Annotated in this window: 12 protein-coding genes and 1 pseudogene; 5 read left to right on the top strand and 8 right to left on the bottom strand. The window is 41.9% G+C overall.

Features of this window, described 5'->3' with window-relative positions; genetic code table 11:
• Positions 1-233: 233 nt before the first annotated feature.
• Positions 234-773, top strand: a complete 540-nt coding sequence (locus M595_RS12190; RefSeq protein WP_023066535.1) for an ADP-ribosyltransferase — start codon at positions 234-236, stop codon at positions 771-773.
• A gap of 82 nt (positions 774-855) precedes the next feature.
• Positions 856-1,206, top strand: a pseudogene (locus M595_RS12195) (aminomethyltransferase beta-barrel domain-containing protein); the annotation flags it as partial.
• Positions 1,207-1,397: 191 nt separating this feature from the next.
• Here the strand turns inward: M595_RS12195 and M595_RS12200 are convergent.
• Positions 1,398-1,826, bottom strand: coding sequence for a DUF29 family protein (locus M595_RS12200; RefSeq protein WP_023066531.1), 429 nt, complete (start codon positions 1,824-1,826; stop codon positions 1,398-1,400).
• Positions 1,827-2,066: 240 nt separating this feature from the next.
• Positions 2,067-3,218 (bottom strand): tetratricopeptide repeat protein, encoded by a 1,152-nt coding sequence (locus M595_RS12205; protein ID WP_023066588.1) that lies wholly within the window; start codon positions 3,216-3,218, stop codon positions 2,067-2,069.
• Positions 3,219-3,326: 108 nt separating this feature from the next.
• On the opposite strand from M595_RS12205, the gene M595_RS12210 reads away from it, so the two are divergent.
• Positions 3,327-3,755 (top strand): REP-associated tyrosine transposase, encoded by a 429-nt coding sequence (locus M595_RS12210; protein ID WP_238987070.1) that lies wholly within the window; start codon positions 3,327-3,329, stop codon positions 3,753-3,755.
• A 195-nt stretch (positions 3,756-3,950) separates the two neighbouring features.
• On the opposite strand, the gene M595_RS12215 is transcribed toward M595_RS12210, so the two are convergent.
• On the bottom strand, positions 3,951-5,474 hold the full coding sequence (locus M595_RS12215; RefSeq protein ID WP_023066590.1) for a DUF4394 domain-containing protein: 1,524 nt from the start codon (positions 5,472-5,474) through the stop codon (positions 3,951-3,953).
• Positions 5,475-5,772: 298 nt separating this feature from the next.
• Here M595_RS12215 and M595_RS12220 point away from each other — a divergent pair, with 298 nt between their 5' ends.
• Positions 5,773-6,042: a hypothetical protein gene (locus M595_RS12220; RefSeq protein ID WP_052001762.1), complete on the top strand. Its 270-nt coding sequence runs from the start codon at positions 5,773-5,775 to the stop codon at positions 6,040-6,042.
• A 168-nt stretch (positions 6,043-6,210) separates the two neighbouring features.
• On the opposite strand, the gene M595_RS12225 is transcribed toward M595_RS12220, so the two are convergent.
• The 3 genes from M595_RS12225 to M595_RS12235 all read right to left on the bottom strand — a co-directional run bounded on the left by M595_RS12225 (position 6,211) and on the right by M595_RS12235 (position 10,857).
• On the bottom strand, positions 6,211-7,803 hold the full coding sequence (locus M595_RS12225) for an NAD(P)H-quinone oxidoreductase subunit 4 (RefSeq protein WP_023066573.1): 1,593 nt from the start codon (positions 7,801-7,803) through the stop codon (positions 6,211-6,213).
• 84 nt (positions 7,804-7,887) lie between these two features.
• Positions 7,888-8,670, bottom strand: coding sequence for a GIY-YIG nuclease family protein (locus M595_RS12230; RefSeq protein ID WP_023066564.1), 783 nt, complete (start codon positions 8,668-8,670; stop codon positions 7,888-7,890).
• 108 nt (positions 8,671-8,778) lie between these two features.
• On the bottom strand, positions 8,779-10,857 hold the full coding sequence (locus M595_RS12235; protein ID WP_023066529.1) for an NAD(P)H-quinone oxidoreductase subunit 5: 2,079 nt from the start codon (positions 10,855-10,857) through the stop codon (positions 8,779-8,781).
• 555 nt (positions 10,858-11,412) lie between these two features.
• Between M595_RS12235 and M595_RS12240 the strand changes: the two genes are divergently transcribed.
• Positions 11,413-11,670 carry a TIGR03643 family protein gene (locus M595_RS12240; RefSeq protein WP_023066565.1) on the top strand — a complete coding sequence of 86 codons (258 nt, stop codon included), beginning with the start codon at positions 11,413-11,415 and terminating at the stop codon, positions 11,668-11,670.
• A gap of 116 nt (positions 11,671-11,786) precedes the next feature.
• Here M595_RS12240 and M595_RS12245 read toward each other — a convergent pair whose 3' ends face one another.
• Together M595_RS12245 and M595_RS12250 are read right to left on the bottom strand one after the other, a co-directional pair.
• On the bottom strand, positions 11,787-12,170 hold the full coding sequence (locus tag M595_RS12245; protein ID WP_023066557.1) for a thioredoxin family protein: 384 nt from the start codon (positions 12,168-12,170) through the stop codon (positions 11,787-11,789).
• Positions 12,171-12,219: 49 nt separating this feature from the next.
• Positions 12,220-12,933, bottom strand: a complete 714-nt coding sequence (locus M595_RS12250; RefSeq protein WP_203419073.1) for an NnrU family protein — start codon at positions 12,931-12,933, stop codon at positions 12,220-12,222.
• Positions 12,934-13,049: the final 116 nt, after the last annotated feature.

Below are 13,049 nucleotides of genomic sequence, written 5' to 3' on the forward strand. Positions count from 1 at the left end.
AAGAGGTCTATTTTAATTTCTGTAACTGTGTACTCGCAATTTTAGAAAAAAGTGCTTAAATTGTAACAGGGACTACCAAAACTTGACCATTAAAGTCTGTATATCCCGTTTCAGGCTTAATTCCCTGGCATTCATCTCAGTTTGAATGACAAAGCACCGCAAAGATTCGACCTGTTAGACAAACCGTTCCCACTTCGCTCTTTTTATAGGTTTATAGAATTTTTTGGTTGACCATGAATAAACTTACATCAACGCTAGAACCCTTGACAGCAGAAGATATCACTCGCTTAACCGGAATTGATACCCCTGTAGTCGAAAAAATGTTTAATGCAATTGCTGACTTTACAACAGGTGAGTATCACAAAATTCGACGCGCTGAACAAGCAGGAGTAAAAGATGAGAAGATTGAACTTCTTAACACTTTTATGAATAAAATGTCAGGCTATCAGGGAGAGATTTATCGAGGACTCTCTTTTGGTGAGAAGTCGATTCAAGCCTTTATTGAAAATCTCAAACAGCCGGAAGGGTATACTTTAGAAGCGATGGCTAGCTTTAGCTATAGTCTAAATGTGGCTGAAAATTATTCCGGTTCTTGCTATTCAGTTGTACTCCGAGTTAAAGGAAATCGTTCAGGTGTGGCTATTTGTGATTTTTCTGCGATGTATGCTGAATGTGAAGTTTTAGTTCCGAAAGGAACTCGATATAAAGTTGTTAATCTCCCAGATAAAATAGAACGAGGAAAAATCAATTATATTGATCTGCAAGAGATTTAAAATTATCAACTCGGTGTTTTGGCATCTACTTAATTTAAAACAATCAACAGAAACAGAAAAAATATCAGAACATAAACGGTAGAAACGAAAAGGTTTAGGAATAGCCGCACCAAACCCGTTGTATGTAATTGGAATTGATGCCGGACGAAATCAAGTGATTGTTGGCGATCGCGAAAATGCAACTCAAACCGAGTGTACCATTAAACGGGTAAATTGGGTATCAATTCCCCGCCCAAATTCTCCGGTTCGCGCCGAAGTGCAAATTCGGTATCGCAGCAAACCCCAACCTGTGACTGTTGTACCGTTAAATTCTTCAGAAGATGATCAAGTTAAACTTATTTTTGATGAACCTATCTTCGGAATTACACCCGGTCAAGCAGCCGTGTGGTACGACGGAGAAATCGTGTTAGGTGGCGGAATTATTTGCGGTTAAAACTATAAAAATACCGCAACTTTAGCCTCTTAAAAATTCCCCAGAAATACCCCCATTTTTCGCCCCCTCGCCCCCAATTCTGGGGGAAATATTCTTAAAATTCCCCCTTTTTTTCCTCCCTAGCCCTCCTTAGAAAGGGGGGTTTCGGATTAATTTTTTGGGATAAAAATTTTAAGCGGGATAACGAGAAATCAATCATCTGCATTAATTAAATTCATCGCTTGATTTAAAATTTTGACTCGATTAACTTTTTGTTCCAATTCGCGAGAATCATAACGTCCTTCTTCAACTTCCAGGGAAGCTTTGTTAACGGCTTGTGGATAGGCTTTCTCCAGAATACCCCGTAATTCTTCAGAATTCAAATAAACCCCTTTTGATTTGGGGCGTTCGTTTAAGTCTTGAATTTCTAAAACCGAGTTCCGAATGGAAACATCCCAGGAACGAGTTGTCCGATTTTCAGCTTGTTGTTTAATTAAATGTAGGAGTAAAATGACCGCATAACTGCGAATATTGTTAATAATATCTTTTCGACCCATTTCTTCTAACTCGTCAACCAGGGTTAACGATCCTTTGATATCACCTTTGAGTAGCAATTCTTTTAACTCTAGAATTTCTTCCATAATCGGAATCTTAATCAAGGATAATTTTATTTTACCATTTCAAGCTCTCCCTAAATACCTCTTTTACGAGATGAGGGACTTTTAAAAACCTCTCTCTAAATCCCTCTCCGACAAGGCGAAGGACTTGGAAACCTAGCGATCGCATTTTAAAGATTTTCAGCAATAGTCAGTTCATAGTAAAGTTTGCCGAACATTCATAATGTCGATGCCACTAATAATGATTGATATAAATATTTTGTTTTATTCCTGTTCAAGCTGAGAAACTAAAGACTGAATGAATTCATCATCACTCAATTCATCGGTTTTATTTTCTTGGATGACTTTGATTAAAAATCCGATTAAGTTTTCCCAAACTGTTTGAGTATTAGAGTGGTTTTCACCTACAGTTTTTACCAACATCAACAAGGCTTGCTGATACAGGGGTTCGGCTTCGCTGTTGCGTCCTTGGGACTTGTAAAGGTAGGCGAGGTTGTTCAGGCTGGATGCAACAGCGTTATGTTCATCTCCGAAACGGGTTTTTGCCATCTCCAAAGCTTTCTTCCGCCAAGGTTCAGCTTCTGAATATAATGTCTTACCTTGATAGAACCAAGCTAAACGAGTAAATGGTGTAAGTAAATCTTCATCAGACAACAACTCAGCAAAAGAGTTAGCAAACTCTTCAATATGTTTAATAGCGGGTTCTATCTGTTGGACTTGTTCGGTTGTGATCTGTAGACGAATTTGACCAACAATTGAAACCATTGTCGTAACAAAAGCTTGTTTTATTGCAGTTGTGTCTTCCCGTTTCTCTAATTTTTTGCGGAAAAACTCTCGCAGAAGTCGATGGAGATAATAGGTTTGCTGTTCGGTTTGTTGGAGAAGATTAAGTTCTACTAACTTGCATCTACCATCCTTAATATTTTCGAGATCAAATTCGTCTCCTTGCCAATCTTGATAAACCTTTTCAACTAAGTTCCAGGAAATTTCATCGGGAGAAAACAGAGACAACAAACAAGCTAACTGTTGAGTTTCTGGCTGTTGTTTCAACTGTTCCCAACTCAATTCAAATGCTGCTACATTGGGTTCTGTTATTGGTGATAAATCTGAATAGTTATCAAGTTCTTGGTTAATTTGTTGGGCGAGGGTTTGAACCTGCTGGCTAAATTCTGGATCTTTACTCATCGCCGTTTCCAGAAATGCAGCAACGGGTTTAACGTCTGACTCTGACTCCGAACCCTGTTCAACTTGTTTGAGGGCGTTTTCTACCTGGGGTTGTCCTCGTACCTTCTGCCAAATCAGTTTACGCAAATCATTGAGTTTCTGTAATCCCCCTTCCGTCAGCTTATCGGTTGCTTTTTCAATGAACTTGTTGGATAGGAGGGTAATAATAGCAGCAGTAGTCAGAGGTTCCATCGGTTGTTATATAAAAAGGTTGATAGATGGTTTTTATTATAGTAGGGTGGGTGAGAATCTGGGCGAAAATGCAGCGATAATAGTTAAAAAAACTCACCCACCCTACCCATGTCAAATTATCGCAGATTGCGCCAACCTGGAGGAACCTATTTTTTTACTCAAGTTACCTACAAAAGAATTCCTTGGCTTTGCAAAGAAAAAGCCCGATTGACGATCCGAAATGGGATTAATCATGTAATGAAATTATATCCTTTTACCTTGGATGCTATTGTTCTTTTGCCCGATCATATTCACTGTATTTGGACTCTGCCAGAAGGGGATGATAATTATTCAATTCGGTGGCGATTAATAAAAACTTATGTTAGCAAGCGTTATGCAAGCTTCTTAAAGATTCCGTTTGAACTCACTGAATCTCGAATCAAAAAACAAGAAACTCACCTCTGGCAAAAGCGATTTTGGGAACATTTAATTAGAAACGAACAGGACTATGAAAATCACTGTAATTATATCCATTATAATCCCGTAAAACATGGTTGATGTCAGTCCCCCGCCGATTGGGAATTTTCGAGTTTTCATCGATTTGTTGCCCGGGGGATTTATCCAACCGATTGGAGTGCAAATACCACTCCTCAAATTCCCAACAATATTGGAAACGAGTAGGGTGGATGAGTTATTTAAAGATTATTGTTGAATTGTTGCCCAAATTCTCACCCACCCTACATTTAATGTCCGTTAAACGATACGTCCTTCAGCAAAACCAAACTGAACATAATGTTGGGTCGCGGCATCTAAATCATTGCCAAAGAAAGCCTGCAAATCAGCATTATTATTGAGATAACTAACCGGATTAAAAGAAGTTGTTGAACGACCTTCTGCTGCACCAAAACGAACAAAATGTTCCGTTGCAAACTCAGGATTAAAACCAAATACCCCAATCAAATCCTGATTAGATGCCAAATATCTCACCTCATCAAATGTATCTACAGGTCGATTTTCATTAATCCCAAACTGTAAATAATGTTGATTCGCCGCAGCCAAATCAAACCCAAATACACCCGCTAAATCCAGATTAGATGCCAAATATTGAGCGGGGTCAAATACAAAATCCCCTGTTAACGGGTCTACAACCGCAAGACCTTGTAAATTTAAGTTAGCATCATCACCAATCATTCCTACGTTTGTTGCAGTACCTGTTGCCAAATCAACGGTGTACAGCATAGAATTAGAAGCAGCAAAAGCGGTATTACTTCCATTCGGAGAAGAAGCAATATCAAATCCACCCAGAGTATCAAAATCAAGCCCTAATTCCCCCACTGTGACTAAAATGCCGTCGTTGGGTGGATTTTGCAAAACGAGGGTATTCAGCAGCGTATCGATGTTATAAAGCTGTGTAGAAGTCGTCCCCGCAAAGGAATTGGTATAAGCAGAAGCGGTCACATTGGGATTAATACCCGCATTCACATCACCGGGGGCAAATGCTAGAGTCCCATCAACGATAACCGCACCCGTATCCACATTTATCCGAAAATCTTGATCATTGTCTCCAACCAACCGCAAACGGTCCGCGGCCGGGTTGAAGTCAAAACCAGAAATAGTACCGCCTTCAAAGGGTTGAGATAGGGTACTCGCCAAGGTAGCAACTCCATCAGAAGTTGTCAGAGAACGAATAATCGGCCCATTTTGACCTGCTACTCCATTATGAATGTGAATGGCGCTACGAGAATTCCCTTCTGCATCTGCGGCCGGGCCTACAGGAAACAACGAGCTAGTCAGATTGTCAAAAGTTCCAGAAATAGTTAAACGATTGGTGGCATCATCGTAGTTGACATCAAAGGAACCTGTCGCTGGACTATCGGGAGGAACAACATTACCGACTTCTTGAGACTCTTGGATAGGAAGTCCCGTAACTGCAATGTTACCGCCTGTCGGAACGTTAATCTGTCCTCGGAGTTCACCCCCGTTGAAGTTTTGCGTGTGCAGGTTAACGTAAAGGTTATTATTCCGCAAGAGTGCTTCTTCTTCGTCGGTGAGGGTAAAGGTGCCTGTAAACGTACCATCATCAAAACTGCTAGGGTCAATGGTGTAAAGATTGTTAGCGGTTGTCAAACCGTAGAGTAAACCGTTGGCGGGTCGGGTATCAACACCCAGTAATGTCCCCTCAATTCCTGTAACAGCTATTGGTGTTGTCTGTCCAGGGTTACTAGAGTCAAAGGACACTAGCCTGTTATCATCCGTTAAAGCAACTAAAACTGTCATTGTTATCCTCTATCTAAAATTTTCATAAATGGTCAAGTTTCAAAGCACCACATTTTTAGGCTTGAGGATTTATACTCACGACTATCCTCTACACATCACCCAAATATTGTTTGAAATAAATGTTCCCAGACGTTTAATTTTGTCGTTGAGACTCAAGTCATAACCCACACAAAAATAGCTCAAAAGCTGATAAAGGCTCGTGAACAAAGGCTTTGCGTCTCGGGACAATGATTGGTTTTTCTAAGTCTTGTATAGTTTAACTTCTTTTTTCATTTTGGGTAAAGGAAATTGTTCAAAAATGGGAAAAATGATCGAGGGCGACTGTAAAATAGACGGAAAAATGCCTTTCAGGAGTCAATCAATACGACTCAAACTCAAATCATTAATGATTTTACCGGGAAATAAGCTCATTATCGGTGATATTAGTTGCCAAGACTTTGAGCAAATTTTAGGAGATTTGGGCGAACATCGTGTCTCCAAACTTGCCTATCATTCTGGGATTTTAGAAATTAGGGTTATTTTACCCGAACATGAGAAAGCCAAGGTTTTTATTAGTAATTTTGTTTAAATTATTTTAGAATAACTTGATATTGAGTTTTGTCCGCTCGGTTCAACACCGTTTAAAATCAAGCAATAATTCAGCGTTTTGGGCTGGGGTAAGAGAACAAATTCAAGTCTTTAAGTCCTAAAAAAAATCCCCCTGTTTATAGGAGGGGGATTCTACAGAATATTCAGACTATTTCTGAGGAATATTCGGTGCTGTGAATGACAACAACTCTTGACTTTGTTGGGCAATCGGAGGATTATCTCCTAAAGTTGGCACCGACTGACGAATCAAAGCCGTTAATTGAGTTGTGGTTGAATCATAGATTTGCGTGACAATCTTCGGATACAACCCAATCCCAATAATGGGTATCAACAAACAAGTAATGACAAACACTTCGCGAGGTTCGGCATCGACCAATTTTTCGTGAGATGTTAACGCTTTGTTTTCAGGGCCATAGAGGAGTTCTCGCAACATTGAAAGTAGATAAATTGGCGTTAAAATCACCCCAACCGCAGCTAAGAACACGACTAATACTTTAAAAGTCGGGCTATAAGCATCACTGGTTGAAATCCCAATAAAGATCATTACTTCCGCCACAAATCCACTCATTCCCGGTAACGCCAACGACGCCATCGAACAAGTCGTCCACATCGCGAAGACTTTCTTCATCTTCGACCCAACACCGCCCATTTCATCTAACATCAATGTATGGGTACGGTCATAAGTACAACCGACGAGAAAGAATAAACTCGCCCCAATTAACCCATGAGAAATCATTTGCAGCATCGCACCACTTAACCCAATTTCGGTAAAGGATGCCATTCCAATTAAAACAAATCCCATGTGAGAAATTGAAGAATAGGCAATCTTCCGCTTGAGGTTTCGTTGGGCAAAAGAAGTTAAGGCGGCGTAGATAATATTAACAACCCCCAAAATAATTAAAATCGGGGCAAAAGTCGCGTGAGCATCCGGTAACATTCCCACGTTCATTCGCAGCAACGCATAACCGCCCATTTTCAGCAAAATACCCGCCAGTAACATATGCGCCGGGGCTGTCGCCTCTCCGTGGGCATCGGGTAGCCAAGTGTGAAGGGGAAAAATCGGCAGTTTCACGCCGTAAGCAATCAGAAAACCACCATACAATAAGAGTTCTAGTTTAATCGGAAAATCCTTCGCTGCGATCGCCGACATATCAAACGTCACTGTATCGCCGTAGAAGGCCATCGTTAAAGCACCAACCAAGATAAACAGCGAACCGCCTGCGGTATACAAAATAAACTTTGTCGCGGCGTACTGGCGCTTTTTACCGCCCCAAATGGCTAAAATCATGTAAACCGGAACCAGTTCTAGTTCCCAAGCCAGGAAGAACAGCAACATATCCTGAACTGCAAATACGGCAATTTGGCCACCGTACATCGCTAACATCAGGAAATAAAACAGCTTGGGTTTGAAAGTGACAGGCCAAGCTGCTAATATCGCTAGGGTGGTAATAAACCCGGTTAGCAGAATCAGAGGCATTGCCAAACCATCCGCCCCCACAGACCAGTTTAAATCCAGTTGCGGTATCCAGGCGTAGCTTTCAAATAGTTGTAAGCCGGGTTTGTTGAAGTCGTACTGGGTACAGAAAGCGTAGACAATAATAGCAAAGTCTATCAGCCCAATGACCAAAGCATACCAGCGTACTGTGCGACCGTCTTTGTCGGGAATAAACGGCAGCAACAACGCGGCGACAATGGGAAATAGAATTGTGGTGGTTAACCAGGGAAAATGTTCGAGATTCATTTCTAGTGATAGAATCAGTGCTTAGTTATTATAGATCCGCAAAATTTGAGTAATACCGCCTATACTTTACCTTTTCTTCAGACTTTAAACCGATTTTGTCCAAAGTCGAGGGATGGGATCTTGTTTGAATACTGATACTCCAGGATGCTGTTTTTCAATAAACGGCCATAACTGCACAATTTCTGTAAATTCTGGATCTTTTAGACACAACATTTCAACTCCCAATAACTTCTGGATTTTAGTTCTTTCTAATACAAATACTAATCCATCGAAAGGTGCAACATCTATGGTGATACCATTGCAACGTGTTTCCCAAAAATTAAATTTAGAGCGAGTGTCATATTTTTTCCACCTTAAGCAAGTTGCTCTATTATCCGATTTGAAAATACTGCTAACTGTTCCTGACAACCCTCGACGACCTAAAACTGGATACTTGAGATAAACTGTTGGCTGAGAAGAATTGTCAGGTGAAGCTATTCCTAAGATGATTACATTGAGTTTAGACAGTTTGATGAGAGTTTTCTGTAAAGCGATTTCTGATGGGATAATTTTTTTCGCTGGGACAGGTGTTTTATTGAGTAGAGGTTGGTACAACTCTATGAAATAACGTTCCGTTTGATCCAGTAACTCTTTATTGTTTTCGCAAACTAACCAAGCTATTTTAATATTACTTTTTCGGTTCAGTTTTTTGAGTTGTTCAAACCGATGATGATCTTTCCATCTCGCACACAAGTTCCTTGCTTTTCCCACATACAAAACTCGATTTTCGCAGTCTAATAGGAAGTAAATAGCCGAACAATGTGGAAGTTGATCTTTGTTTAAAAGAGAGAGAGAAGGGAGAGAAGATAGATTAATTTCAGGATACATTGTGAACTTGTAAGAAGGAATGAAATCCGGTAGGGTGGGTGAGAATCAGGGCAAAAATTTAACGATAAAAGTTAAAAACCTCACCCACCCTACTTTGAAGTTGTTAGCCTAACTCACTCCTGAGAACACCACAAATCCCAATACCGCCCCAAACACAATTAAGGCATAAAATTGGGCGCGACCACTCTCAAAATATTTCAACCCTTCACCGGATAAAAGCGTCATTAAACCCGTAAGGTTAACAGCACCATCAACCACACGGAAATCAACTTCCATCACCTGACGGGCGAGACGACGTAGACCTTGCACAAACAAGAAATCATTCAAGTTGTCAAGATACCATTTATTGAGAGAAAACAGATACAATGGCTTGATTTTCTCAGCGATCGCAGCGGGATCAATTTTATGGCTAAGATACATCAAAGAAGCGAGTGTAATCCCAATTAAAGCAATACCCACCGAATTTCCCGCCATAATCAGAAATTCAGTTAAATCAAATTCTGCCGCTTTTTCGAGAATTTGGGCTTCGGTTTCACTGGGGGCGTGAATAAACTCCTCAAAATAGTTGGCAAAAGGAGTCCCCAACAACCCAATTAACATCGACGGTATCGCCAGCGTCATCAACGGAATCGTCATCGCCCAGGGCGACTCGTGGGGGGAATCACTATGATGACCGTGACCGTGATCCTCGTGGCCATGTTCCTCGGTTTCGGCTACCAACTCTTGAGGATTCATCGCACCAGGGCCAAAAGCGTAATTGGGGCCGTTGGCTTCGGCTAACAGTTGTTGTTTGATGGTGGCGTCATTGCCTCGGAAACCGCCTTCAAAGGTGCTGAAGTACATCCGGAACATATAAAACGCCGTCATCCCCGCAGTTAACCAACCAACAAGCCACAACGCCGGATTTGCCTCAAACGCATTTCCTAAGATTTCGTCTTTGGACCAAAATCCTGCAAAGGGTGGAATTCCACAAATTGCCAGGGTACCAATTAAAAAACAAGCGGACGTAATCGGCATATATTTCCGCAGTCCACCCATTAACCGCATATCCTGGGCTAAAACGGGGTCATGTCCGACGACGACTTCCATGCCGTGAATAACCGAACCCGAACACAGGAACAACATCGCTTTAAAATAAGCGTGAGTCATCAGGTGGAACATTCCAGCGCTGTAGGCACCGACGCCCATCGCCATTACCATATAACCGAGTTGGGAAATGGTGGAATAGGCAAGACCTTTTTTGATGTCGTTTTGGGTTAAAGCAATCGTAGCACCCAGAAACGCCGTAAAACAGCCCGTCCAGGCGATCACATTCATTACAATGGGCAAACCTTCAAACACCGGATACATCCGGGCGATCAGGAATACCCCCGCCGCAACCATGGTCGCCGCGTGAATTAAAGCCGAAATCGGCGTCGGGCCTTCCATGGCGTCGGGTAGCCAGACGTGTAGGGGGAATTGGGCGGATTTGGCAACCGGGCCTAAAAACACCAAAATTGCAAATAGACTGGCTAAGGCAACGCTCAAACCGCCGGTTTCGACGAGGGTTTCTAGGCGTTCACCCATCAACTCAAAATCAAAGGTGTTGGTTGCCCAAAATAACCCTAACATCCCCAGTAACAAGCCAAAGTCACCGACCCGGTTGGTTACAAAGGCTTTTTGGCAAGCATCTGCTGCGGGTTTGCGATCGTACCAAAATCCGATCAGCAGGTAGGAACACATCCCCACCAGTTCCCAGAAAATGTAAACTTGTACCAAGTTCGGGCAGATGACGAGGCCTAGCATTGAGGAGCTAAATAGGCTCAAGTACGCATAAAAACGCACATATCCCGGATCGTGAGCCATGTAACCATCGGTGTAGACCATCACCAAAAAGGCTACAGTGGTCACAATCGCTAACATGACCGAGGCGAGATGGTCAATGGTGTAACCCATACGCAGGGTAAAATCTCCTGCGGCTGCCCATTCGATCATGTGGGTATAGGGTTCGTGGCCGTTGATTTGACTCCAGAGTATGGCAAAGGACAGCACCATTGCGCCTCCGAGTAGGGAGACGATGAACACTGCGCTTGCTTTTCTGAGGCTGTTGGTGGCTCGACTAAATGAAATCAAGCCGATTCCAACAAACATCGCCCCGAGTAAGGGCAATACTGGAATCAACCAGGCGTATTGATAAAGCAGTTCCATAATATCTAGGGACTTAATCGTTCTTCACGAAGTTGTCAAAACTGTTGACAATTTTGACATAGACTTGGGGGTTTGAGGACAAATGATCAACCTTTTTACAGACTTTTTACAGACTGATCGCAACGATTGGGTCAATTTATCGGTGTTTTGAAGTCCCCGTCAACTTTGGCAGCCTCTATGCTACCTGACAATAGATCTGACCAATTTTTTAAGTAGAAAAGGATCTTCTGAGTATTCTGCTGCGATGAAATTTTCAGGAATTCTCAACCCCTCAATTTCTACAAAAATATAAGATTAGCTTGAGTCAAAAGTAGCAATTTCCTCAAGATTTTTCCGAAATTATCAATTTAATAAATAAATTTTTATTTAAACTAAAAAGGGGGGTCAGATGTCTGGACCTTTAAACAGTCCAGATGTAGAGAAAATCTTGAGGGTTGAATTACTACGGTTAAGCGATCGCGAACTTAAAAATCTGAACAGTGGTGAAAAGCACGTTTTTTCAAACTGTTGTAAGATCGGAGAATCTCAGAATAAAGTTAACCGGAGAAACCTTCAATGAAGAAAGAGATTAATCTTGATGTTGAAACCATCGATCGCATTGTCGAAATGGCTTGGGAAGATCGAACTCCCTTTGATGCGATTGAAATCCAATTTGGTTTGCTAGAAAAAGATGTAATTGCGTTAATGCGACGAGAAATGAAACCATCCAGTTTTAGGATGTGGCGAAAACGAGTCAGTGGACGCAGCACTAAACATCGACAAAAACGTGACTTTGAGAAAGGTCGGTTTAAATCATCCAATCAAAAAACATAATAACCGAGAGTTGGGAGTCGGGAGTCGGGAGTTGGGGAAAAACTGATAACTGTAAAAAAAAGCACCCAGAAAGATTTGGGTGCAATGTTAATATTGGAATTAAAATTCAAGCACGCTTAGGCTTCTAGAGAGAGATATTCATGGGTAGACAGGGAAACAGAAGAAGATCGATTTTGGTGATTTTGCATAAACTCATCAAGAGTCCGTCGCAGATCTTCCCGTCCATGAAAATGTTCAAGTCGATGTAATTCTTGACCGTTATCGAATAAGATCAGCGTGGGTAAAGTCTGGAGACGGTAGGTGCTTGCGAGTTTAAGACTTTGATCCGCATTCACCCCAAGCACTTTGACCTGATCTTGCCAGTTGTCTTGAAATTGGTGTAACTGAGGAACAATGATCCGACACAACCCACACCAGGGCGCCCAGAAATGAACAAGGACTGGAGTAGAGGCACCCAAGACCTCTTTTGTAAAATTTTGCTCACGAATTGAAAGCAGCATCATCTTGGAAATTTTTTATTAATGAACGTTTAATATCACTGGGATCATGCTACCAGGCTACGTTACTTGTGGCACCTATCAAAAATGGATGAGCTTGCCACAAGAGAATAATGAAAATAGCAACACCCAGATAAGACCAGCGGACAAACTCCTGCCACTGCAAAGTTTGACGACCCTGAAGTATTGCCAAAAAGGGTATCACAGAAGTGCGATCCCGAACTGCATCAAATGCTTCACCATAACGCGCTCTCATGCGCCTGTCGCCGTGCCAAACCGCAAATAGGTGATGAGCAACCAAACCGATCGAAGTCACCAATGTGAAGCTTGTACCGAGCCAAAGCGTGTGAGCGATGCACCAAATCACTTGTCCCACCATCTGAGGATGACGAGTAATCCGAATGATCCCAGTTTCGTAGAGATGAACTTGCGGTTTTTCAATTGCCGCGATTTCCAGCAGGTTAAACGTTGCCGGATAGAGAAACACAAACGAGACAGCCGATAATCCCCAGACTAGGGGTATAACAAAAGGATACTGTTTAACTTGCCAAAGTTGTACTCCATCATAACGGTGATTGAAAAAGTAAATAATCAACACCACCGCTAACGGTAAACTCACCAGCGCAAATAAAATCCGATAAAGTCGAGGGCCGATAAGTTGTTCCCCCCAAGGGCGCAATGCTGCTAAACCACTATGAGCGATCGCAAAGCCAAACAGCAACCCCAACATCACAATATGGCTCGATGTTAGCCATTGATCCACGATTGTCACCTCTTCAGTCGATAATAAAGTTAACTTCAATACAAATCCGAACCGCAGTATGCTGAAAGAACTTGATCCCTTCTTATTTTCCCTTAAAGCTTCTCTGGCTTGTTGAGGTG

The organism is Lyngbya aestuarii BL J (assembly GCF_000478195.2).
Classification (GTDB): domain Bacteria; phylum Cyanobacteriota; class Cyanobacteriia; order Cyanobacteriales; family Microcoleaceae; genus Capilliphycus; species Capilliphycus aestuarii.

Bases quoted from the DNA above. Each gene is read 5' to 3' on its own strand.
- M595_RS12190 (WP_023066535.1), top strand. From the start codon at position 234: ATGAATAAACTTACATCAACGCTAGAACCCTTGACAGCAGAAGATATC.
- M595_RS12200 (WP_023066531.1), bottom strand. From the start codon at position 1,826: ATGGAAGAAATTCTAGAGTTAAAAGAATTGCTACTCAAAGGTGATATC.
- M595_RS12205 (WP_023066588.1), bottom strand. From the start codon at position 3,218: ATGGAACCTCTGACTACTGCTGCTATTATTACCCTCCTATCCAACAAG.
- M595_RS12210 (WP_238987070.1), top strand. From the start codon at position 3,327: ATGTCAAATTATCGCAGATTGCGCCAACCTGGAGGAACCTATTTTTTT.
- M595_RS12215 (WP_023066590.1), bottom strand. From the start codon at position 5,474: ATGACAGTTTTAGTTGCTTTAACGGATGATAACAGGCTAGTGTCCTTT.
- M595_RS12220 (WP_052001762.1), top strand. From the start codon at position 5,773: ATGGGAAAAATGATCGAGGGCGACTGTAAAATAGACGGAAAAATGCCT.
- M595_RS12225 (WP_023066573.1), bottom strand. From the start codon at position 7,803: ATGAATCTCGAACATTTTCCCTGGTTAACCACCACAATTCTATTTCCC.
- M595_RS12230 (WP_023066564.1), bottom strand. From the start codon at position 8,670: ATGTATCCTGAAATTAATCTATCTTCTCTCCCTTCTCTCTCTCTTTTA.
- M595_RS12235 (WP_023066529.1), bottom strand. From the start codon at position 10,857: ATGGAACTGCTTTATCAATACGCCTGGTTGATTCCAGTATTGCCCTTA.
- M595_RS12240 (WP_023066565.1), top strand. From the start codon at position 11,413: ATGAAGAAAGAGATTAATCTTGATGTTGAAACCATCGATCGCATTGTC.
- M595_RS12245 (WP_023066557.1), bottom strand. From the start codon at position 12,170: ATGCTGCTTTCAATTCGTGAGCAAAATTTTACAAAAGAGGTCTTGGGT.